Genomic DNA, 24,495 nt, shown 5'->3' with positions numbered 1-24,495 from the left:
TATCAAAAATTCTTATGTGTTTCAACAGATGCGACAGAACCCTATCGACAGCAGTCCATATTCTTGTTTTATTCTCTTTTTTTTGACGTATGTATATAGCTCATCCATCTCTAATATCTCTATACGCCTCTTATCTCCCTCTATCTTTTGATTCGTCACCATCTCATCTACTACTTTCCCTGCTTGTTTGATCCAATAAAATACTGTACTTAACGGGATATTTAATATGTGAGCTATCCTCCTAATTCCGCAGTTATTTAGATACATCTTTATCACCATGCTCCTCTCTTTATTACCATATTTCCAATTCTTCCTACCATCTCCTTCTGTAAAGTTTTTATTACAACTCTTACATTTGTATCTCTGCTTTTTCCTTGCATATCCATTTTTTGATACCTCTTTCCCTTTGCAATATTTACATTCTATTTTCTCCATTTTTCCCTTTCTTTTTTCCTTCCCTCTCCTTATATCACATTCTTTTCTTCTTTCCTATCCCTTTTAAAACACTCCCCTGTATTCATATTTCTATTTTCTTTGTTGCTCGCTATATTCATTTTAGCATCTCATCTATCTTATGGCAACACTCCCTTATATCTATCTTTGGCTAACACTCTGAATTTTTTTAGAAATTAGCGGAGCACATTGCTCCATAAATAACAAGAAATTAGATATGTAAGCAATCCAACTGTGATTTCTAATCCCAAGAATAGATATTTGTTAGGCATAGGTAAAGCGCTTGCAATACCCCACATCACCAAAACCATAACCACTGAAGCTACTACATATTTGCCTCCCTTCATTAGGGTGTTAGGATAAAAATTAAATCCCAAGTTTTTCTTTGCAAATACCAAAAGTAAGATAAAGTTTACCCACCCAGAAACAGAGTTTGCGACTGCAACCCCAAGATATTGCAAACTATTCATCGTCAATAAACTAATAATAAGGTTTATACAGATAGAAATTATGGCGATAACTACAGGGAGTTTTGTATTTAATTTAGAATAAAATTGTGTTTGGAATAACTTTATTAGAACAAAAGCAGGCAGCCCAATACTTAAGAGCATTAACGTTTTTGCTGTTTGTATCGTTGCGCTATGAGGAAAATTTCCTCTTTCAAACAGTACTTCGATAATATCATGCCCCAGAAATAACAATGCGGCAGTAGCTGGAATTGCCAGAAACATCACTAAACTAATCGCACCATTTTGTATTTCCAAAGAGGTGTTTTTTTGTTTACTCACTAAAGTCTTTGCAAGCATCGGCAGTAATACGGTACCAATTGCTGTTCCAATCAACGCAAGCGGCAACTGTACTATTCTATCAGCATAATACATATATGATAAACCACCTGGAAAGTAGGATAGCACAATCATGCTTATACAAGCGTTTATATGAGTCACTCCAGACGCAACGACGATTGGGAGCATGTTTTTTAACACCCTTGTAATTTTGGAATCTAATTTAAACTTCACAATACTTAATTTGCAACCGTGCTTAAATAAAAAGTATATCATCCATGCAAGCTCAAAAACCCCACCAATTAACGTTGCCATAGATAAAGTATGAGCACTAGTTTCACATTGATCAAAAAAACACAACCCAATAACCGATATTATATTTAATAAAGCTGGGGCTATGGCAAATGGAAAGAATTTATTAAAAGTGTTAAGAATCCCACCATAAAATGCTGCTAGGGAAATGCAAAATAGATATGGAAATGTTATCCTCCCAAACAACACCGCCAAATTATATATGTATGTGTCTTCTCTAAATCCCGGCGTTGTATACCATATGATCTCTGGCATCATTATTATGGCCAAAAGGCAAAAGATTGCTAAAACCACCAATAACAAAGAATGTACCTTTGCGGCAAAGATAAATGCCTGTTTCTTACCACTTGTTTTTAATATTTGGGAAAATTCAGGAACAAATACCACGTTCAGTGCCCCTTCTGCAAAGATATTACGAAATACATTAGCAAGCCTAAATGCAGCGACAAAAGCATCATTCAACCCCCCTGCCCCCAACTTATCGGCAATTACCATATCTCTTAGGTAGCCAAAAATCCTTGAGATCAATGTGCAAGAACTTACTATGAATGTAGATTTAAATAGCCTATCCACCTATGTTACTATATTATTCTTACAATTGAATCGCTCTGATCAGTTCATCAAGCGTTTTAGCGATCCGATCTTTTTCTTTACCCTCAACTAATATCCTAATTAAATTTTCAGTACCAGATTTTCTAACAATAATTTTCAAATCCGCATTATCATCTTGGATACCCCTTATTTTAGCTATAGTCTTAGGATCTTGTAATGGGTCCTTATTTTGAAATGCGAGGTTATGCGTCATTTGTGGGTTAAGGGTAAATATATCTGCAAACTCACTTAATTTTTTCTGGCTTTCAACTAAAATGGCTAGTATTTGTAGCGTTGAAACAATGCCATCACCCGTGTTAGAATAGTCAGCAAAAATAATATGTCCTGATTCCTCTCCACCAAAGTTGAGGTCGTTTTCCCTGATTTTTTGATGTACATTGATATCTCCAACGTTCGAGTAAATCGTTTTTATACCTATACTTTTTAAATAATCTTCCAACGCAGTATTAGAGATATGTGTAACAACTATAGCGTCGCCTTTTAATTTGTTTTCATCTTTTAGATGTTTTGCAATCATTCCAATGATGTGATCACCTTTAATCACTTTTCCATTTTCATCACATATCACAACTCTGTCAGCATCACCATCTAATGCAATGCCTACATCAGCTTCCATCTCCCTAACTTTTTGGGCAAGAGCCCGAGGATGCATAGAACCACAGTCATGATTTATATTAAAACCATTTGGCTCACACCCCAATACTGTAACTTCTGCACCAAGCTCCCATAATATAGTAGGCGCCAATTTATATGCACTACCATTGGCACAGTCAATAACAACCTTCAGTCCCAACAGCGTTAGCTCCTTTGGGAATGATGTTTTTACATGTTCAATATACCTACCGGGGGCATCTTCCAGTCTTTTGGCTCTACCCAACTCTTGTGGTTCTGCCAGCCCGTTTGCTAACTCTGGACTGAAAATCAGTTTTTCTAGCTTTTCTCTGGTTGGTTTATCTAGCTTACATCCCTCTTTATCAAATAGCTTTACCCCATTGTCATGGTACGGGTTATGAGATGCCGTAATCATTATGCCAAAATCAGCTCTCAATGACTTTATCAACATTGGTACTGAAGGGGTTGGCATTGGCCCAACTAAAATAACATCAATACCACTTGATATTAGTCCCGATGTTAAGGCTGGTTCTATCATGTATCCAGACAACCTTGTGTCTTTAGCAATAACCACCCTTTTTCTAAACTGAGTGTCACTTACATACACGCCAATTGCTGTTCCAATTTTTAGTGCAATTTCTGCAGTGATTGGATAACTATTAACCAACCCTCTAATTCCGTCAGTTCCAAAAATTGAGCTTTGCATCTTTTATTTTTGATTATTGGAAACGTTAAAACGAAATAGCATAATGTCACCATCTTGCACAATATATTCCCTGCCCTCTTGCCTCAATTTTCCCACCTCTTTAGCACCCTGCTCTCCATTAAACTTTACATAGTCATCGTAAGAAATAGTTTCTGCACAGATAAACCCCTTTTCAAAGTCGGTATGTATTATTCCAGCAGCTTTTTGCGCAGTTGTGCCAGTTTTATACGTCCAAGCATGAGCCTCTTTTGGACCAATGGTAAAGTACGTATTTAAATTGAGAATTTTATACCCAACTTTTATGGCTCTGTTTAAACCACTTTCTTCAAGACCAATCTCTTTTAGAAATTCGCGCCTGTCAATCTCATCGTCCAGATTTGCAATTTCTTCTTCTATTTTTGCGGATATGTTAATACTGACAGAATTTTGTTGCGCTGCTTTATTCTTAACAAGTTCGGTAAACTTGTTTCCGTTTACAACGTTTTCTTCTTCTACGTTGCATATATAGAAAAAAGGTTTGGAAGTTAACAAATTCAACTTTTTTATTTCCTGTGAATTGCTATCGTTTACTAGCAACCTTGCAGGACTCCCAGAGTTAAGAACTTTAAGAATATCCCCAATCAACTCCACCTGCTGTGCATACAACTTATCTTGCTTTACTTTTTTTTCAACATTCTTTAGCTGTTTGGTTAGGCTTTCAATGTCAGATAATATCAACTCCGTCTCTATTATTTCACTATCCCTTATTGGATCAACATTTCCCTCCACATGGGTTATATCATCGTCTTCAAAGCATCTTAACATGTACACAATCGCATCCACTTCACGAATGTGAGATAGAAACTTATTTCCCAAGCCTTCACCCTTACTTGCACCTTTTACTAACCCTGCAATATCAACAAATTCTATCTGAGCTGGAATTATCTTTTTGGAACCAGCAACTTCAGCTAATTTATCCAACCTAAAATCCGGCACAGCCACTATCCCAACGTTAGGCTCAATTGTGCAAAACGGATAGTTAGCCGCATTTGCCTTGTGACTGTTAGTTAGTGCATTAAACAATGTTGATTTCCCCACATTTGGCAAACCAACTATACCAAATCTAGATTCCATTTACTCGTACTTTAGTTTCCAACCCTTTAGCAGTTTTTTAAAGTCTCCCGAATTCTTCAGATTCTCTAATTCCTCATTAACACCGTCAACAAGTTGTGAATCTTTTCTGAATCCTATGCTATATTTCCGCTCACTAAGACCTGCAACACCATTTTTAATGTCAAAATATTTCAACTCGTCTATATCCTTTGTAAAACCAGGAGCTGATACATCCTCTACTATCATCCCGTCTATCTCACCGCTTTTTACTTTTTCGATTAGAATAGCATTAGAGCTGTCTGACATAATCTCAAAAGAAGATTTATTTGCCTCATCAAATTTATTGATAAATTGCTCCATCACACTTCCGGTTTGAACCCCTATCTTAGCGTTTTGAGGAAGCTCATTTATTTCACTGATTGTGGATTTTTTGCTCACAATCACGCTGAATGAAGAAGATGTATAGTATGGATTGGAGAATTTTACATGCTCAGCTCTTTCTGGTGTTTCAGACAACCCAGAGAGTATCACATCCACTTTATTTGAATTCAAAGCTGGGATCAAAGCTGAGAACTCCATTTCTTCAATTTTTGTATTGTAATCCATGTTGTTTAGAATAGTCCTGATTAATTCTATGTCCAAACCCATTGTTCTTGAGCCTTTAACAAATGCAAAAGGTGGATAATCAGGGCTTATACCTACTGTTATAACGGGCCTGGCCTCATTTTTAAGCACCTTTTTAAAAAGAAAAAACCCTCCAATAAAAAAATAATAGGAAGAATTGAGGCTATAATTATACTTTTTGTTTTGTCATTCATTTTTCTAACGATTACAATTACCAAACACGCGCACTGTAACGTAAAAATTTTGTAAATGCAATATCAATATTTGGTTTAGCATGCTTCTAAAAACTATTTAGGCGCTATGAAACAAGTTCAGCAAGTTATCAAGAATATAGGATGTTATATATTCAATTGAGAAAAAATATTTTTTACTACTGCGTCCAATCCTTGCTGCGTCATGCCGGAATAAAACATAACTTCTTTTTTCACATATTTTTCAAAATCTCGTACTTTCATCAATACTTCTTCATTGTGAAGCAAGTCAACCTTAGAGAACATAACCATTTCTTTTTTCTCCGTCAGATTACCAAAGTTCCTTAATTCATTTCTGATAATCTCATAGTCTTTGATGACGTCTTCACTGGTTATGTCCAAAACATGCAGTAGTAGCTGGCAGCGTTCCATGTGTTTTAAAAATCTAATACCAAGCCCCTCTCCTTTACTTGCGTTCTCAATTAAACCTGGAAGATCAGCTATTGTAAACTCTTTTTGCTCAAAGTAGACAACCCCTAACTGAGGGACTAGCGTTGTGAATGGGTAATTTGCAATCTTTGGCTTAGCCGAACTGACCCTTGATAAAAATGTGGATTTACCAGCATTAGGCAAGCCTAATAAACCAACATTAGAAAGCAACTTTAAATTTAACCATACCCACATTTCCGCACCAGGCTCACCTTCGGTAAACTTCCTTGGAGCTTGGTTCCTTGATGATTTAAAACTGCTATTTCCAACCCCACCTCTTCCACCATTTATTATGGATTCCTCTTGCTCAGCATTATCCATATCATATAGTACATATTTCTTATCTTCAGATAAAATTTGCGTCCCAACTGGAACTTCTATAATTAAATCTTCTCCAGACCTCCCGGTTTTATTCTGTCCACTCCCCTTCTGACCTTGTTGCGCCTTAAAATGTTGTTTATATCTAAAATCAATCAGTGTATTTAAATTAGGCGTCGCCCTAATAATTACAGAGCCACCTCTTCCGCCATTACCACCATCTGGCCCGCCCATTTCTATGAATTTTTCTCTTCTAAAACTTGCAGTACCGTTTCCACCATCACCAGCTTTTAGGTAAATTTTTACTTCATCTATAAAATGCATATATTTTTACTTAGGAACAATTATTCTCAAGATATTTTAAGACTTCTTTAAACCCTGATAAACTATAATAGTCAATGGCAATGTTGTCTTTGTCTTCATGGCTTTTAACGATAAAATAGTTATCAAGAGTCCTGATCAACAGATCTGTGATATATGCATCCTGCGTACTATCATACGTAATTGAGTATCCATTATTGTATCCAGCGTTCAGTTGGTTTTTTTTGTTATCTATAGTTATAATAACAGGGTAATCCGATGCAATTTTATATCCGCAATAAATCATGATTGTGAACTCATGGTTGCCCAAGTAATTGATATTTATGTAAGGCTTCTCTCTTTCACCCTGGTACAAACGTGTCTTAACAGGATTGGAGTATGCGTAGCAAATTTTTTTGTTACTTTTTTGTTCAATATATGCTATCCAGTTACCTATATTTCTTTGCTCTTTTTTTATGCCTTGCGACCTTACAATATTTTGAGTAAACATAAGGAAAAGGATAAAAATGACTGTGTACCTTAATTTCATTAATTATATGTTTAAATTTAGTTCGGCATTCTTTCTCATAATTTATACAGCAATTTTCAGCTTAGCTCAAGATAACATTTTTCCCACACATTTTGAAACTAAAGCAAATTATGCCTATCTAATGGATTATGATAGTGGTGCTGTGTTGTTTGACAAAGAGGGCAATACAAAAATGGTACCCTCCTCAATGACCAAGATTATGACAACATACATAGTTTTCGACAAACTAAAAAACGGAGGACTAAAATTGACAGATCAATTTATCGTTAGCGCGAATGCTTCAAAGAAAGATGGTTCTAAAATGTTCATAGCCCCAAATCAGCAAGTTACTATAGAAGAATTGTTAAATGGGGTTATTGTGTTATCTGGCAACGATGCATGCATCGCTTTGGCAGAAGGTTTATATGGTAGTGAGGCTGCTTTTGTAGAAAAAATGAATTCAGAAGCAAAAAAATTAGGCTTGAACAACACAGTATTCAAAAACAGCAATGGATGGCCTGATGAAGGGCACCTTACCTCTGCAAGAGACCTGGCTGTGCTTTCATCAGAACTTATAAAGCAGTTCCCAGAATATTACCACTACCACTCCAACAAACAATATTCCTTTAACAACATTAAACAAAACAACAGAAATTCACTTATTGGAATCGGTGGTGTGGATGGAATAAAAACAGGGAAAACTGATATTGGTGGTTATGGAATAGTGATCAGCGCAAAACGTGACGCAAGAAGGTTGATAGCAGTAATAAATGGATTGAAAACGGAAAAAGAGCGCATGGAAGAAGCAGAAAAAATCCTTAACTATGGGTTTATAAATTTTAAAAATCTTCACCTGTTCACTGGTAATAAGCAAGTGATCAAAGCTAAAGTGATATATGGTGTTAAAAGTGAGGTGTTTTTAAACGTGAAAGATGAGGTCATCGTCACTGTGCCAGCTGAATATGACAGAATCAAAGATATGGTCTTTATCACCGAATTTCATGAACCAATCGAAGCACCGTTATTAAAAGGCGAAGTTGTTGGTAAATTGAAAATACTAAGTGCAAAGGACAAGATTCTAATCAAAGAGGTGGATTTGGTTGCAGATGAAGATGTGAAAAAATCTGGCCCGATCAAGAGCATCTTCCAAAGTATCAAATATTTCTTCAGCAAAAAAGTAAGTTGATGTCCCAAGGTACGGATTGAAGTATGACAGATGACTATATTATAATATTACTAGCCTTTACGGTGTTTGTTTTTGGGTTAGTGCTTCTACTAAACTTTAGAAATAAAAATAATAAGAACGCGATAGAAACAATAAAACAAGCAATACAGGAGCAAAATTCATCCATTGGTTATTTAAACGATTTTTTTGATAAACAAGTTCAGTTTTTACACAACAGCATCACAACACAAATATCCTCCAACCATATAAACCAACAAAAACAGTTGGAGTTTATGCAAACTCAGCTGTTGCAAATCTCAGAACTCAATGAGCATAAAATTGAAAATATGCGCAAAACTATGGAAGAAAAAGTGAACCAGATGCAAAATGATAGCCAGAAAAAACTTGAAGAAATCAGACTAACGGTTGAAGAAAAACTCCAATCAACTTTGGAAAAAAGGTTAAGCGAATCCTTCAAGCTGGTAAGCAGTCAACTTGAAATGGTCTATAAAGGATTGGGTGAGATGCAAAACCTTGCAACTGGTGTTGGAGATTTGAAAAAAGTACTGTCAAACGTGAAGACTAGGGGTGTTTGGGGCGAAGTACAATTGGGCAGTATATTAAGCCAAGTATTGACAAGCGAGCAATACGTTGAAAATGCACAGATGGATCCCAAAAGCAACGAAAGAGTTGAATATGCTTTGAAGCTTCCAAACAGAGATATGGAAAACACCACCACCTTCCTTCCAATTGATGCAAAATTCCCAATTACTGAATATCATAAGCTTATTGAATTTTACGAAAATGGGGATAAAATCCAAATAGAAAAACAAGCCAGGATACTTGAAACAATAGTTAAAAAAGAGGCAAAAACTATAAGCGATAAGTATATCAAACCATCTTATACCACAGATTTTGCTGTTATGTTTTTGCCAGTTGAGGGATTATACGCGGAGATTGTGAGGATACCAGGGCTCTTAGAAAAATTACAGCGTGATTATAGAGTGATTGTTACAAGCCCAACTACATTGACCGCTTTGTTAAGCAGCATACAAATGGGATTTAAAACTTTAGCGATCAAAAAAAGGTCTAGCGAAGTTTGGAAGTTATTGGATGCAGTGAGGTATGAGTTTTCCAATTTTGTGACTATACTGAGTCAAACAAAGATGAAATTAGACCAGGCCAGCAAGGCAATAGAGGACGCTGAATATAAAGGAAATATTATAAAAAATAAGTTACAAAATGTTGAAAAATTACCACTTTCATAATGGATGACACAAAAGAATACTTATCAGGACTTAACGAAAGCCAATTAGAAGCCGTCACTCATGTTGAGGGACCACTCCTTATTTTAGCAGGTGCAGGGACAGGAAAAACAAGGGTTCTTACCTCAAGGATTATCAATATTGTTGATAATGCGCACGCCTTTCCATCCCAAATTCTTGCTGTAACTTTTACAAATAAAGCTGCAAGTGAGATGAGACAACGGGTTGAAAAGTATTTAGGTGACGTAATGGGTTCAATGAATATAGGTACATTCCATTCAATTGCTGCAAAAATTCTTAGAAAACACGCAGAGCTTCTTGGCTATAAAAGTGATTATACCATCATAAACCAGGATGATCAGATAAGGCTCATAAAACAAATAGTTAAAGACTTTGGATTTGACGAAAAAGATGTTCCAGCAAAACTTTTACTTTACTATATCAATCGATTTAAAGATAGAGCAATCTTACCAGAGAATGTTGCATCCAATGATATAGGACACTTTGCAAATAATAAAATCAAACAACTATACCATGAATATCAAGATAGGCTAAAAAATTTCAATGCAATGGATTTTGGCGACCTACTTTTGAATAATATAACCCTTTTTAACACACATTTGGATATCTGCCTACTTTATCAAAACAAATTCAAGTATATGTTGGTAGACGAATACCAAGATACCAACATAGCTCAGTATATGTGGCTTAGAATATTATCCCAAAACAATAACAATATATGTTGCGTTGGGGATGACGACCAATCTATATATGCTTGGCGAGGAGCTGAGATTAGTAATATATTGCGTTTTGATAAAGATTATAAAGACGCTAAAGTAATAAGATTAGAAAGAAACTACAGATCAACCCAACATATATTGAATATAGCCAGTAAATTAATTGCCAATAATACAATGCGGCATTTTAAAGAGCTGTGGACTGAAAGAACAGATGGAGATATGGTTAAGGTGGTTAATTATTATGACGACAAAGAAGAAGCAAGAGCGATAGCAGATGAAATTGACATGCTAGAAAGAATGAAGAAGTGTTCTTTATCTGACATAGCAGTACTTGTAAGAGCTGGATATCAAACAAGAAATTTCGAAGAAAGTCTGAATTTTTTAGGGATACCTTATAGAATCATAGGTAGCACAAAATTTTATGACAGAACAGAGGTAAAAGACGGCGTGGCATACATTCGCCTCCTTATAAACCACGATGATAATTTAGCATTTGAAAGAATCATTAACGTACCAAAAAGGGGGGTGGGACCAAGTACATTACAAAATATAATCCAACTTTCAAAGGAAAATGGCATTTCATATTTTGCCGCAACCAAAATGCTTGTCCAACAGAAAAAATCCAAAAGTAAGGCGATGGATAGTTTGGCTGATTTCATAAATCACATAGAAACAAGTAATCATCAGCTAAAACACACTGAACATCGTAAAGTAGTTGAAGAGCTAATGGAAAAAACCAGTTATTTAGAAATGTATAGAAAAGAGGATAAAGAGGATGCAAAGGATAGATTTGGCAACATAAAAGAACTGGTTAGAAGCCTGGAAGAATACGAGAGTCTGAATGATTTTTTACAGTATATAACTCTTGTAAATGATGCTGATAATGTGGCAGAAGACAATAGGGTTAACATCATGACCATGCACGCCGCAAAAGGACTGGAATTTGATACTGTATTTTTACCAGGATGGGAGGAAGGAGTTTTTCCAAGTTCAAAATCAATCGAAGAAGACAGAGAAAACGGGTTGGAAGAAGAAAGGAGATTAGCGTATGTTGCAATTACAAGGGCAAAACGCAATTTAACAATTTCATATGCCTGTTACAGAAGGGTATATGGTGATTTTCAAGCTTCAGAAATCTCCAGATTTATTAACGAATTGCCAAAAAACGCATATCAACTTATTAATAACTACTTCAACAATACATATAAGCAAAATAATAATCACCCTGTAATAAAAATAAATAAAGCACGCTCAATTGAGCATGCCAAATTTGGCGTGGGGGAAAAAGTTGAACATGTAACCTTTGGCAAAGGAGTGGTTTTATCTGCAGATGGAAACGTAAGACAAGTTTTTTTTGAAAAAACTGGCGTTAAAAAGATTATGGTAGAATTTTTAAAGATAGTATAAAGATGAACAATATGAAAAATATTCCAAGGCACATCGCAATAATTATGGATGGAAATGGAAGATGGGCTAAACACAATAATGTCCCAAAACTTATGGGATATCAGCATGGAATTGAAACTGCACAAACTATAATAGAATATGTTAAGGCCATAGGGGTGCAGTATCTAACTTTATACGCTTTTTCGCTGGAAAATTGGCAAAGACCAAAAACTGAAGTTGATAATCTTATGAATATGTTCAGAAGTTACTTAACTAACGACATAGACAACCTGATTAAAAACGATATTAGAGTGATTTTCATCGGCCAACGCAACAAATTGGAAGCAGACATAAGGGATTCTATGCTTAATGTTGAAGAAAAATCATCCAGAAATAACTTTAAACTTATTATAGCAATTAGTTACGGATCAAGAGATGAAGTGGTGAATACAGCAGTGCAGTTTAGTAAGTTTTATGATGAAAATATAAAAAACCCAGATGAGTTATTCGCTTCGATCATTAATCCACACAACATACCAGACCCGGACTTATTAATCAGAACTGGGGGAGAGCATAGACTCAGCAACTTTTTATTATGGCAGATGGCTTATACAGAACTTTTTTTCATTGATAAGTTCTGGCCAGATTTTGCCAAGCAGGATTTGCTTAATGCCATAGAAGATTTCAATAAAAGAGAGAGGAAGTACGGAAAATGATCACAAAAATTATTAGCAGGTCTATTCAAGTACTAGCTCTTTTGATATGGCTGTTTACATCAATAGCACTCCATAGTCTTACAATGATTTTTATTACGTTATCATTTGTTATTTGCATATTAATAGCCAAATTATTTAAGAAAGACTTAGGCAAAAGAACCATCACCTCTATTTTCTTAGTGTTGGCAATCTGTAATGTAATATTTGATGCTGCAACTTTTAGAGCATTTTTACTTCTGGTATTATTATTGTCTATATCTGAAGTGATAAATATAGTATTTAGCAGCACACAAAAAATTCCAACAAAAATTTTATATTTTTCCTTTGCATGCGTATATCTATTAATATCGACCGGTTTTTTGTTTGCTTTAAGTTTCAGTGAGTTATTTGATATAAGATTATCTATATTATTTTTAGCTATTTGGACTTTTGATACAGCTGCATATTTTGTTGGTAGTTTTTTTAAGGGTCCGAAACTATGTCCTAAAATTAGTCCAAACAAAACCTGGTCTGGTCTTATGGGAGGGTGTTTTTTTACCTTTCTTTTGGCTTTTTTAGTTGTGTTGTTCTCCTATTCCATACTTAAAGAGTATGTCTATGGAACGACGCATCAAGATAATTTGGAGCTCATTTTTGGCTCTATACTTGCAGGGATAACTGTAGTTGCTATTGGCTTAGTAGGGCAAGCTGGTGATTTATTGGAATCCTGGTTCAAAAGAAAGTTTGATGTTAAGGATAGTGGAAATTTATTGCCGGGGCATGGCGGAGTGCTCGACAGAATGGATAGTTTCTTTTTTGCAGGAATAGTTTTATATTTTCTTGTCATAATTGGATTGAAGTAATGAAAAAGAAAGTTTGTATCTTAGGTTCAACGGGAAGCATTGGTTGTAGCGCCCTGAACTTGATTTCCCAACACAGGGATAAATACGATGTTTTAACCATCACCGCAAACGATAATGTACGTAAGCTTGCACAACAGGCAATTGAGTTTCAGGTGAAAAATGTGGTCATTTGTAATGAAGACAAATATGCCGCATTAAAGATGCTCTTAAGCTCTTATGACATAAACGTGTATGGCGGTGAGACGGACTTAAATAGCCTAGCCAGTATGGAATATGATGTTGCAATAGTTGGAATATCAGGCATTGCAGCACTTATGCCAATTATGAGTACACTAAAGAACTCTAAGATAGTTGGGCTTGCAAACAAAGAAAGCATCATATGTGCTGGTGATTTCATCATAGAAGAAGCAAGAAAAAAAGGAACACATCTAATTCCACTTGATTCTGAGCACAATGCCATATTTCAAGTTTTTGAAAACAACAATAGAAAACATATTGAAAAATTGGTTTTAACAGCCTCAGGAGGACCATTTTTAAATAAAAGTTTGGATGAGATGAAAAATGTCACACCAGAGGAAGCAATAAAGCATCCAAATTGGAAAATGGGCAGCAAGATATCCGTAGATTGCGCAAACATGATGAATAAAGGCCTGGAAGTAATTGAGGCCTGCAAATTGTTTGACCTGGACATAGAGAAAGTAGAGGCCATAATACATCCAGAGTCTTTGATTCACGGGATGGTGCATTATAGTGATGGCTCTATTCTTGCACAAATGGGTTATCATGACATGAGAACACCAATATCAACAGCACTTGATTATCCAAAAAGAACTGAATTTAGCCACCATCGATTGGATTTAGCTAAAATTGGCTCATTTACTTTCAAGGAAATTGACGCGAAGCGCTTCCCGTTGTTTTATTTAACCAAACAAGCATATGCAATGGGAAACTGTGCTCTTATTGTTTTGAATATAGCAAATGAAGTCGCGGTAAAAGCATATTTAGAACGAAAAATAGGATTTTTAGATATTAACAAAATCATCGAAAACGCATTACAAAAAATAGAACAAACTCAGATTTCATCTGTGGAAGACGTAATCAACTACTCTGAAACATACGCTCTTTATTGTTCAAAAATCAGCCTTTGAACAGGATCGTTTACATTATTAGTGCTAAGCTAAGCTAAGCTTACTCAACCCAGGTTGGGTTGAAATCAGCCAAACTTTATTATATTTATTACAATATGCTCGGCGTACTTATGAAAAAACGAATTTAAAATGAGGCAAGAGGGGCTAAAACGTATTTAGAAGCTTTTGATGCTTTTAAAAACCACATCTCAAAACATTCTGAGCATATTAACGACAATTAATTAAGGTGGCGTATATGAATTTTGAAAAATTTACGGACAGGTCTAAATCAGCTATACAACAAGCTCAGGCTTTGGCAATCTCCAAAAATCACCAGCAGTTTAAGCCCGAACATATAGCCTATGTAATGCTGAATGATGAGGAAGAAATTTGCCGTAGAATTATAAACCTTTGCAATACAAATCCCGATGATATAGTTGAAAAAATATCTGCTTATTTAGATAAAGTGCCAAGCATTACTGGTACCACTTCCGGGCAATTGTACCTCTCTGGTGAGAATGCTAAAATGTTGCTTCTTGCAGAACAAATAGCAAAAAAGAGAGGAGATGGATTTGTAAGTACAGAGAGTATACTGCAAGCGATGGTGGAGACCAAGGGCACTGAGATATATCGCATATTAGCCGATGCCGGCATAACTCCATCCAAAATTGCAACAATAGTAGATGAAATCAGAAAGGGTAGAACAGCAAATTCAGCCAATGCAGAAAGCACTCTTGAATCTTTAAGAAAGTACACTAAAGATATTACAGAACTTGCATCTAAGGGAAAATTAGACCCAGTGATAGGTAGGGATGAGGAGATAAGGCGAGCTATACAGGTGTTGTCCAGAAGAACAAAGAATAACCCAGTTTTAATCGGTGAACCTGGTGTTGGTAAAACTGCAATCATAGAAGGCTTAGCACAGAGGATTTGCAATAACGACATTCCTGAAAGCCTTAAAAACTTGAAGGTACTGTCATTAGATCTGGGTGCATTGATTGCAGGGGCAAAGTTTAGGGGTGAATTTGAAGAGCGATTAAAGGCCGTTTTAAATGAGGTGACCGCGTCAGCAGGTGAAGTGATATTGTTTATCGACGAATTACATACACTTGTTGGTGCAGGGGCAAGTGAAGGGGCCATGGACGCTTCAAATTTACTGAAGCCAGCTTTGGCCAGAGGAGAACTGCATTGTATAGGTGCAACCACACTTGCTGAATATAAAAAATATATTGAAAAAGATGCGGCACTTGCAAGAAGATTTCAGCCAATATTTATCCCGGAACCAAGTGTTGAAGATTGTGTTTCCATTTTGCGAGGACTTAAGGAAAAATACGAACTGCACCATGGCGTCAAGATCACAGATAATGCCATTATTGCTGCTGCAAATTTATCTAATCGATACATTACAGATAGGTTTTTACCAGACAAGGCAATCGATCTAATTGACGAGGCTGCAAGCCGTCTAAAAATGCAAATTGATAGCAGACCGGAGCATATCGATGAATTGGACAGAAAAATTATACAGCTAAAAATAGAGAAAAGTGCACTAGAAAAGGAAGATAACTCTGGGTCAAAAGACCAATTAGAATCCATAGAAGAAGAGCTGAAGAAATTAGAATCTGAGTATCTTGATTTAACAAGTAAATGGCAATCAGAAAAGTTAAAGATGTCCAGTTTACAATCATTGAAGGAAAAACTCGACATGGCCAAAATTAATTTGGAATTCGCCCAAAGAGAAGGAGACTTTAACAAAGCTGGGGAATTGAGATATGGCGTTATTCCAGAACTTGAGGGTAGCATCAAGAAGATTGAACAGGAGAAAGATGGTAATATTCTGAAAGGAACAGTCTCTGAAAACGATATAGCAGCCATAGTATCAAAATGGACGGGGGTTCCTGTTGACAAGATGTTGTCCTCCGAGAAAGATAAGCTACTGAAAATGGAAGACTTTTTAAAAAGCTATGTGGTGGGGCAAGACCATGCACTTCACATAGTCAGCCAAGCAGTGAGAAGGTCCAGGGCTGGCATCTCTGACAAAGACAAGCCTATAGGCTCATTCTTATTCTTAGGCCCAACCGGGGTTGGAAAAACCGAGCTTACCAAGGCATTGACAATGTTTTTATTCAACGATAGCAAAGCCATCCTCAGAATAGACATGTCTGAATACATGGAAAAGCATTCCGTATCAAGGCTGATAGGCTCACCACCAGGTTACGTTGGTTATGAAGAGGGGGGGAAGTTAACCGAAACCGTCAGAAGGAGGCCTTACCAGGTGATATTGTTTGACGAGGTGGAAAAAGCGCATCCTGATGTATTTAATATATTGCTGCAAGTATTGGATGAAGGAAGGTTAACAGATGGACAAGGCAGGACAGTAGACTTTAAAAACACAGTCATTATTCTGACGTCGAATTTAGGATCAGAGCTTATATCCTCATTACCTCCGACAAAAGATGTAAATGAAATTAAGGATGAGATCATGGTGCATGTGAGGAGAGCATTTAAACATGAATTCATCAACCGTTTGGATGAGATAATTCTGTTTAATAAGTTGAAGAAAGAAAATATGGCAGCGATTGTTGATATCCAGGTAAAAAGATTGCAAGAGCTGCTTGCTGAAAAAGATATCACCTTAGAATTAACTCCAAAGCTGAAAACTTGGTTGGCAGAAGAGGGATACGACGAAATTTATGGAGCAAGGCCACTGAAAAGAGTTATCCAAAATAGTATACAAAACTATATGGCAGAGCAGATAATTGCTGGTGAGATTAACCCAAAGAGCAAGGTAATCCTTGACTTTGAACAGGGAGAAATAATAAGGTCTAAAGCATCATAGCCATTCTAATAAGCCCCTCCTCCTCATTCTACTACTTTTTGACGGAGGGACAAATTAACCTAATGTGTTTTAGCCTTTATAAGCAACTGAAACATTATATTTACCACAATCAGATTCCAACTTTTCCACCGTGTTAATCCGCACATTAAAACTTAGCGATTCACAATTAGCAGCATTTTTTAAATCCAAAAGCGCGGACATAGGCATGATTTCTTCTCGACCCTCAATTGAGTAAGTAACTTCACCTATCTCAGCCCTTAAAGAAAGCTCATTCATAGATTTATATTTTCTGATTAATTCAAGAATGTTCACTACGTCATCCCCAAGCTTTACATACTTCTCATCAAAATAATAGTGATCAACTTTAGGCCATTGATTAATTCGCGTAATGGATTCAGAACCCATAAACAGAGCAGAATTTATTTCATCCGTTACATGTGGTATATATGGTGAAAAAAGCCTTAGTATAGCATGGATAACATAGCGCAGCGTAAGAGCAGCACTGTACTTTTGTTCTGGAGATTGATTTAGCTCGTCATAAACACGAGCTTTAACCAACTCTAAATAGTTATCACAGAAGTTATGCCAAAAAAACGACTCTACAGCAGTCCTAGCATCGCAATATTCATATTCATTCAATGACTTGGTTGCAGCGTTGATTACTTGGTGTAATTTTGAAATAATCCATAAGTCAAGATCGCAAAAAATTTGCCCCTTACTAACATCATCATTCACATTAATGTGGTTGTCAGATACATATTTAATATGCGATTCCACAAACTTTGCAGCATTCCAAAGCTTGGTGATCAATTTTTTTGCTATTTTAAAAGCTTGTTCATTGTATATGATGTCTGTACCCAGTTTTGAGTTGGATGCCCAATATCTAATTACATCTGCACCTTGTTCTTTAATCAGCTTTTCTGGCACAATAACATTCCCTTTAGACTTGCTCATTTTAGACTGATCCGCAGCCAAACACCAGCCGCTGATCATCAAATTTTTCCAAGGAATTGTATCTTGGTGATACATTGCTTTCACTATTGTTCCAAAAGCCCATATCCTTATAATTTCATGAGCTTGTGGCCTCAAATCAAACGGAAATAACTTACTGTGCCGGACTTTATCTATCATTAACTCATCATTAATTCCAAGGCTCGAGAGCTGTGGAGTAAGAGCACTTGTTGCCCATGTGTCCATCACGTCAGTTTCTGGTTGAACTTCATCAGCTGTATATCCCTCAGGCAAATCGGTATATGGGTCAACAGGAAGTTGATGAATTTTCGGTAATAACACCTTACCCTCCTCCCCTTTTCTCTTGGAATACCACACTGGGAACGGAACACCAAAGTACCGCTGACGAGAGATACACCAATCTTGATTCAACCCATTAATCCAATTTGTTAATCTCTCCTTCATAAACTTTGGGTACCAATTGCACTCATCGTTTTTCTTATGTAGTTGATCTTTATAAGGTAAAACTTCAATATACCACTGATCTGTTGGGATAATTTCCAGCACTCCCCCTGATCTTTCTGCACACTTTACGTTTTGGATAACCTCAGTTTGTTTTACAAGTTTACCATCTTGTTTTAGTTTCTCTATAATGAACAGACGTGCATCTTTGATTTTCATATCATTTAAAAATCCTGCATTCTTCATCTTACCATGAGGACTAATACACTCTTTAGTGCCTAGTTTATGCCTCCTCCACCATTCAATATCTTGGATGTCCCCAAATGTACAGCACATAACTAGGCCTGTACCTTTCTCTTGTTCAACATCATGGTCTGGCAAAATGTCAACGCTATGATCAAAGAATGGAACAACTGCTTTCTTCCCAATCAGATGACTGTATCTTAAGTCATCTGGGTGATAGAAAACCGCAACACAGGCGGGCAACATTTCTGGCCTGGTGGTTGCAATTATGATATCTTGCCCGTCATTGGTTTTGAATTTGATGTCGTTCAATACACCGACTTGCTCTTTATTAACATTTTCAGCTTGAGCAATAGCTGTCTGATCAATTACATCCCAAAAGCTGGGGCCAAATTTTCGGATTATTTTACCCTTGTTATATAAATCGATAAACGACATTTGCGAAAGCTTGCGAGACTTTTCACCAATGGTCTGATACTCTTGGTCCCAATCGAAACTTAATCCTAGTGATTGAAATGTCTCCCGATACTTTTGCTCCACTTCTGCAACAACTTCCTGGCAGATTTTAACAAACTCATTTCTTGATAAGTCCTTACTTTTAATTTTCTTAACTTTCTCAACAAGTCTTTCTGTAGGAAGTCCATTATCATCAAACCCTATAGGATAAAATACATTTTTACCATACATCCTTTGGAATCTGGCAATAAAATCTGCTTGGGTATAACTAAAAACATGCCCCATATGCAGCTCACCTGAAACTGTTGGAGGAGGGGTGTCTATAGAAAAAGTTTCAGCCCTAGAACAAGAAATGTCCCATTTATAAGCATTGTTCTCTTTCCATATTTTCTGCCATTTTGATTCAATCTTAGACATGTCTAATTTATCATGCAAGCCCATATTCAATAGTTTGTATTGTGTTAAAAAATCTTTAAAAATCCACGCAGAATTACTTAATCCATCACTTTTTGGTTTATTTTCACCCCATACTTCTTCCTTAAATGTTGAGATAACTCTGTGATGATTGCTTCTTGTTCAATTTGCTGGATACGTGGTTCAAGCCTGGTCTTATGTTTATCTATTTCAGTTTGAGATGCAGGTATTATTTTTTTGTGTCTCCAGAACAAAACTTCACGTTTTAAGTTATAGATATGCGGCTTTGTGAACTCATCTTGCACTAACTTTTTCATCTCTTCTGAAAAAGCAATGTATTTAGCTTCGCTTTCGTTCTTAACTGCATAGCTTAAGTTCTCCATATGTGCTATTGCAACTTTAACAATACTGATATCAACCTTTTTAAAATCGACTAACTCCTTATTTTGTTCGGTGTCATAGCCCTGGTTTGCAACAAATACAAGTTCATTAGCTTTTTTAGCAACCTCTTCTTTAGTCCACATTTGTTGAAGTTGGTTTTGTATCGTTTCAAAATCTTGAATTTTTGATTCAGTAATTTTATCCACCCTCAGTATAGAAAATTTATCCGAACCAGTTTTAATTACAGCTGCGGCATTCAATGGTGCTTTAAATGCATATTTTGCATATTGCGCATAATCAGTTTGATTTTCTTGCTCGCTTAAAAAGCGTAACTTTATTTGACGTATTTCTAAATTATACGTTTTAGCAATTTTCTCTACGCTTTGTCCATTGTTTACGGCGTCTTGGACATCTTTTACAACTGACAAAAATTGATTTTGAATAAGCTCCCTCTTATACTCTCTTTTTATTATATGTTCTACTTCTTCATATGTTTTTGTTTTCGCAGAAATTATATCTGATACCTTAAAAATATAAAGACCCAATGGAGTTTCTATTATGTTACTAATCCCTCCTTTGTTAAGTTTAAACAATTGCACGGATATATCTCCATCGAAGTCTTGTGCAGTTATCTCCCCCAAGTCAATATTTTTAAATTCAGGGGCATATTTTTTGGCAATAGTCTTAACATCTACCCCTTTGATCAATTCTTCCCTGGCTTTCTTTGCTATATCCAGAGAACTGAATTGTATTTGCTCAACAACTCTTTTTTCAGGTTCTGTAAATAAAAAAGCTTTTTGCTGGTACAGCTTGCGTAATCCTTCTTCTCTCGTTTGTTCTTCATAAATTTTTTCTACAGAGTCTTTGATCTTATTCATTGAAATATCAACATAAGTGATATCCCGTTCCTCTGGAATTTTAAATTGATCTTTGTTTTTCTCATAAATTGATAACAAATCTTCTTTTGAAGCAGTAGAAGGAATTTTAAATGCATCAAAAGGAATTCTAATACGCTCAAACTCATAAGTGCCCAGGAAATCTTGTAGCACCACTTGCGTTAGTTGTGTAAGAACGAGTTTATTGCCTGATAAAGAACCAACAAATATATCCCTTATCAGCTCTTCTTTAATTTTGGCAATAAACCCTTCTTCTGATAGACCATAACTTTTTATGGTTAGATCAAAGAGATTTTTGCTGAATTTGCCACCATCAAAAAAAGCAGGTATTTTTAAGATTTCTTTCCTCACCATGTCATCACTTACTTCAATACCCCAATCTCGTGCTTTAATATACAATAATGTGCTATCCACAATTTGGTTCAATACATATTTTTTTAACTCATAGATTTCTTCAGCATTCAACTCTCGTCCATGTTCCCTCGTTGCATCTTTTATGTTATTACTTAGCATTTGGTTCCATTGATGGAAGGAGTACTCAATATTACCTATTTTTATCGCATAATTTTCATCTTTGCTCCTAAAAGCATTGCCAAACCCCCAAAAAACAAAAGCTACAATCAACAGTGTTAAAAGTAGCTTTGCAAAATTTCTTGTTATTTTATTATGTACCACAGTTATCTTAGGATAAGTTTATCTCTATAGACTTCAGCTGTTTGTTTACTTCCAAAAGCACATCATTTGTTATGTCTATAGAATCCACATTATAAAAAGCAAAGTTTTTATCGAAAACAACCGAAATGCTCTTTGTCTTTGCAATGTTTTCAATTATTGATTTTGTTTGAGAAAACAAAGCCTCTTTAGCGGTCTGAGTTGCTTTCTCAAGAGCAATCCTTTGATTGTAAAAGTTCTTCTCCTCTTTTTCAACTTCTTTGCTAAACGCATCCTGTCTTTTGTTATATTCCTCAGGCGATAAAACGTTTTTTTGTTTTTCCAGTTCAGCGCCTTTCTTAGTAAGAACTGCACTTAGCTTTTCCGTGTTTTTTTGGAATTCTCCAGCTTTAGATTCAATCTTCGCCATTGCATCCTTAAAAGCATTGGATTCTTGCGCAATTTTTTGTATATCAACCAAACCGAGGTTTGTTTCTGCATAACAGACAGTGCTAAATAAGCACAGCGCGAATAATACAGTTAGTAGTTTTAAAATTTTCATTTATTGCTCCTTTTTAGTTAAAAATTTGTTCCCATACTTAATCTTACTCTCTCCAATTTGTCAAAGGCTTCTTTTTTAATTGGAATACCGTAATCAAATCTGATAAAGCCCAGCGGAGATTCCCATAATATCCCAACACCATACGATGCTCTAAACTTCTTAGTGTTATGTATCTTACTGGAGTCAAACTCATCATCAGATGATGCCTTACAAACATCGGTACTACAAACACATTCAGGTGAGATACATTTATATTTAGCGGCATCAGTGTTGTAAAGCGTGCCAAAATCTGTAAATACTGCTCCCTTCATGCCAAATTCTTTAGGCAGTCCAAGCGGGAACTGCACTTCCGCCGTCCCAGTAATAAACTGCTTACCACCTAAAGCATGGTCTTGTGGTTTAAGCTCGCTAACGACTTTTTGTCTTGGACCAATACTATAAAATCCTCTCAAGTATTCTTCGCCAACAAAGAAGCTGTTACTGATACTTACGTTATTCCCACCAACTCCACGTACATCACCAACTCGTCCCACCAGTTTTAATATAACACTGTCCTTATACAAAGGCGTGTAGTGATTACCATGCAATTGATGCTGTATGTATTTTACATTACCGCCAACTCCAGCAAAGTTCTGACTAAGTTTTATCATATAACCTTTAGTAGGACTGATAGCACTATCCAGTTTATCATACATGAAAGATTGTCCAATAGACGATGTTAAAGAGTTGGTAGGCTGAGCCTTCAAAAACAATGAAGCCTCATCTTCTCTTTTGATTTTATCTTTCTTAATAGAGTAATTTACTGTGTGGTATAGATAATCTGTAATATCATACCCAAATCTTAGAGTAAGTCCTTTACTTCTTGCACCGTAGGAGCTCAAATTTGTTAAGTCTTGGGTACTATTAAACACATCAAAGCCAACACTTAAATTTCTATCCATCAACCTTGGTTCTGTAAAACCAAAAGATATATCGGAGCTTTTGTTTGCTTTAGCAAATTCCATCCTCACGATCTGTCCCTTTCCAAGAAAGTTATATTCAGAAAGAGCAACAGATCCTATCATCCCAACAGCGCTATTATACCCTACAGAAAGATTTAAAGAACCCGTGGACGTCTCCTTCACTTTAACTTCAAGGTCCACTTTATCGCGCTCAGATGTTGCCTTATTCTCTATCTCTACTGAGCTAAAATAACCAAGATTGCCGATCTTTTGCTTCGATCTTTGAATTTTAGATGCATTGTACGGATCACCTTCATAAATTTTCATTTCTCTTCTAATTACTCTGTCCAAAGTTCTTGTATTACCAACTATATTAATATTTTTTATGAAGTATTTCGATGTTTCATTCGCAATAAACTTGATATTTACTGTTTTGTTTTTTTCGTCTTTATTCAGCTCATAATCAACGTTTACGAATGTATAACCATTGTCTCCAAAATGCTTAGTCATTTCATCAACGGTTTTTTCTATCAGCTTCTCATTAAATATTTGCCCTTCTTTATACTGAACCACTTTCATTAACTCTGAATTTTTTATATCTTTAATTTTAGAGTCCACAGAAGTTTTGCCAAAATTAAACCTTTCTCCCTCGCTAATCAAACAAGTTATGAGGAAGTCCTTTTGGTTTGGTGTAATTTCAGAGGATGAGGAGATCACTTTAAATTTTGCGTATCCCTCCTGCATGTAGTGCTCTCTCAAAAGTTCTTTGTCAAATGCAATCCTATCTTGGTCATATAAATCACTGGAAGAAAAAAACCTATACCAAGCAGATTCCTTAGAAGATATCACTTTTAACAAATCTCGCTCAGCGTACCTCTCGTTACCCAAAAATTTAATCTTTTTGATTTTGGGTTTCACTCCCTCATTAACTAATATCGAGACATCTATAGAATTTTCATTAGAATTTTTCACAGCGTAATTAACTTCCGTATAATAGTACCCCATTTTTTTATATGAAGCAGCCAATGATTTTACATCGTTTTCTAGCTTAAACTTAGAGTACATACCACCTTCTTTGCTTAGCAAATTCTTCTTTATTTCCGCCGCCTTTAATTTTTTACTTCCTTCTATGGAGATTCTCTTGATGATTGGTGCTTCCTGCACTTCAATAAAAATACGATTGTTTTCTTTCTTTTTCATAGAAACGCTTGAGAAAAACCCAGTAGCATAAAGATTCTTAACAGATTGGTCTATCTGGTCCTGGGATATGTTATTCCCCCCTTTGAAATCAAGATGAAAAATTATAGTATCTATTGGGATTCTTTTGTTACCAATAATCTCAACATTGGAAATTCTGTCTGATGCAAAAACACAAATAACACCAAATAAAAAGACTGTTGTAAAAAGAATATTTTTGATGAAGTTCATATTACGTCCC

General features: G+C 35.8%; 17 protein-coding genes and 1 pseudogene. 7 read left to right on the top strand and 11 right to left on the bottom strand.

The window, feature by feature from the left end; all coding sequences use genetic code 11:
- Nucleotides 1-21: 21 nt before the first annotated feature.
- The 7 genes from Bandiella_RS01510 to Bandiella_RS01480 form a co-directional block, all read right to left on the bottom strand.
- Entirely contained in the window at nucleotides 22-435 is a 414-nt protein-coding gene (locus Bandiella_RS01510; RefSeq protein ID WP_323733107.1) for an IS1/IS1595 family N-terminal zinc-binding domain-containing protein, read from the bottom strand.
- 194 nt (nucleotides 436-629) lie between these two features.
- Entirely contained in the window at nucleotides 630-2,123 is a 1,494-nt protein-coding gene (murJ, locus tag Bandiella_RS01505; RefSeq protein ID WP_323733106.1) for a murein biosynthesis integral membrane protein MurJ, read from the bottom strand.
- A 19-nt stretch (nucleotides 2,124-2,142) separates the two neighbouring features.
- Nucleotides 2,143-3,480 (bottom strand): phosphoglucosamine mutase, encoded by a 1,338-nt coding sequence (gene glmM / locus Bandiella_RS01500; RefSeq protein WP_323733105.1) that lies wholly within the window; start codon nucleotides 3,478-3,480, stop codon nucleotides 2,143-2,145.
- A gap of 3 nt (nucleotides 3,481-3,483) precedes the next feature.
- On the bottom strand, nucleotides 3,484-4,593 hold the full coding sequence (ychF, locus tag Bandiella_RS01495) for a redox-regulated ATPase YchF (protein WP_323733104.1): 1,110 nt from the start codon (nucleotides 4,591-4,593) through the stop codon (nucleotides 3,484-3,486).
- On the bottom strand, nucleotides 4,594-5,307 hold the full coding sequence (locus tag Bandiella_RS01490) for a substrate-binding periplasmic protein (protein WP_323733103.1): 714 nt from the start codon (nucleotides 5,305-5,307) through the stop codon (nucleotides 4,594-4,596). It lies immediately after the preceding gene.
- Nucleotides 5,308-5,534: 227 nt separating this feature from the next.
- On the bottom strand, nucleotides 5,535-6,518 hold the full coding sequence (cgtA, locus tag Bandiella_RS01485) for an Obg family GTPase CgtA (RefSeq protein WP_323733102.1): 984 nt from the start codon (nucleotides 6,516-6,518) through the stop codon (nucleotides 5,535-5,537).
- A 10-nt stretch (nucleotides 6,519-6,528) separates the two neighbouring features.
- Nucleotides 6,529-7,005 (bottom strand): hypothetical protein, encoded by a 477-nt coding sequence (locus tag Bandiella_RS01480; protein ID WP_323733101.1) that lies wholly within the window; start codon nucleotides 7,003-7,005, stop codon nucleotides 6,529-6,531.
- A 16-nt stretch (nucleotides 7,006-7,021) separates the two neighbouring features.
- Here Bandiella_RS01480 and Bandiella_RS01475 point away from each other — a divergent pair, with 16 nt between their 5' ends.
- The 7 genes and pseudogenes from Bandiella_RS01475 to clpB all read left to right on the top strand — a co-directional run bounded on the left by Bandiella_RS01475 (nucleotide 7,022) and on the right by clpB (nucleotide 17,100).
- Nucleotides 7,022-8,209: a D-alanyl-D-alanine carboxypeptidase family protein gene (locus tag Bandiella_RS01475; protein ID WP_323733100.1), complete on the top strand. Its 1,188-nt coding sequence runs from the start codon at nucleotides 7,022-7,024 to the stop codon at nucleotides 8,207-8,209.
- Between the two features lie 23 nt (nucleotides 8,210-8,232).
- Nucleotides 8,233-9,456: a DNA recombination protein RmuC gene (locus Bandiella_RS01470; RefSeq protein WP_323733099.1), complete on the top strand. Its 1,224-nt coding sequence runs from the start codon at nucleotides 8,233-8,235 to the stop codon at nucleotides 9,454-9,456.
- A pseudogene (locus tag Bandiella_RS01465) lies at nucleotides 9,456-11,354 on the top strand (ATP-dependent helicase); the annotation flags it as partial. The gene Bandiella_RS01470 and the pseudogene Bandiella_RS01465, both read left to right, overlap by 1 nt.
- Before the next feature lie 257 nt (nucleotides 11,355-11,611).
- Nucleotides 11,612-12,295 (top strand): polyprenyl diphosphate synthase, encoded by a 684-nt coding sequence (gene uppS / locus Bandiella_RS01460; protein WP_323733098.1) that lies wholly within the window; start codon nucleotides 11,612-11,614, stop codon nucleotides 12,293-12,295.
- Nucleotides 12,292-13,137, top strand: a complete 846-nt coding sequence (locus Bandiella_RS01455) for a phosphatidate cytidylyltransferase (protein ID WP_323733097.1) — start codon at nucleotides 12,292-12,294, stop codon at nucleotides 13,135-13,137. The genes uppS and Bandiella_RS01455 overlap by 4 nt, the downstream gene beginning before the upstream one ends.
- Nucleotides 13,137-14,285 carry a 1-deoxy-D-xylulose-5-phosphate reductoisomerase gene (dxr, locus tag Bandiella_RS01450; protein WP_323733096.1) on the top strand — a complete coding sequence of 383 codons (1,149 nt, stop codon included), beginning with the start codon at nucleotides 13,137-13,139 and terminating at the stop codon, nucleotides 14,283-14,285. The genes Bandiella_RS01455 and dxr overlap by 1 nt, the downstream gene beginning before the upstream one ends.
- 235 nt (nucleotides 14,286-14,520) lie before the next feature.
- The gene (gene clpB / locus Bandiella_RS01445; RefSeq protein WP_323733095.1) at nucleotides 14,521-17,100 is read left to right on the top strand and encodes an ATP-dependent chaperone ClpB; all 2,580 of its coding nucleotides are present in this window, start codon (nucleotides 14,521-14,523) and stop codon (nucleotides 17,098-17,100) included.
- A 69-nt stretch (nucleotides 17,101-17,169) separates the two neighbouring features.
- Here clpB and Bandiella_RS01440 read toward each other — a convergent pair whose 3' ends face one another.
- Genes Bandiella_RS01440 through bamA form a run of 4 tightly spaced genes read right to left on the bottom strand, consistent with a single transcriptional unit; the run spans nucleotide 17,170 to nucleotide 24,485 of the window.
- A complete protein-coding gene (locus tag Bandiella_RS01440) occupies nucleotides 17,170-19,653 on the bottom strand; it encodes a valine--tRNA ligase (protein ID WP_323733372.1) in 2,484 nt (827 codons plus the stop codon).
- Nucleotides 19,654-19,706: 53 nt separating this feature from the next.
- Nucleotides 19,707-21,578 (bottom strand): SurA N-terminal domain-containing protein, encoded by a 1,872-nt coding sequence (locus Bandiella_RS01435; protein ID WP_323733094.1) that lies wholly within the window; start codon nucleotides 21,576-21,578, stop codon nucleotides 19,707-19,709.
- A 7-nt stretch (nucleotides 21,579-21,585) separates the two neighbouring features.
- Nucleotides 21,586-22,116: an OmpH/Skp family outer membrane protein gene (locus Bandiella_RS01430; RefSeq protein WP_323733093.1), complete on the bottom strand. Its 531-nt coding sequence runs from the start codon at nucleotides 22,114-22,116 to the stop codon at nucleotides 21,586-21,588.
- Nucleotides 22,117-22,133: 17 nt separating this feature from the next.
- On the bottom strand, nucleotides 22,134-24,485 hold the full coding sequence (gene bamA, locus Bandiella_RS01425) for an outer membrane protein assembly factor BamA (RefSeq protein ID WP_323733092.1): 2,352 nt from the start codon (nucleotides 24,483-24,485) through the stop codon (nucleotides 22,134-22,136).
- Nucleotides 24,486-24,495: the final 10 nt, after the last annotated feature.

The sequence above is a fragment of the Candidatus Bandiella woodruffii genome, from assembly GCF_034359465.1.
Taxonomy (GTDB): domain Bacteria; phylum Pseudomonadota; class Alphaproteobacteria; order Rickettsiales; family Midichloriaceae; genus NDG2.
This window is presented reverse-complemented; position numbering and strand designations above follow the sequence as displayed.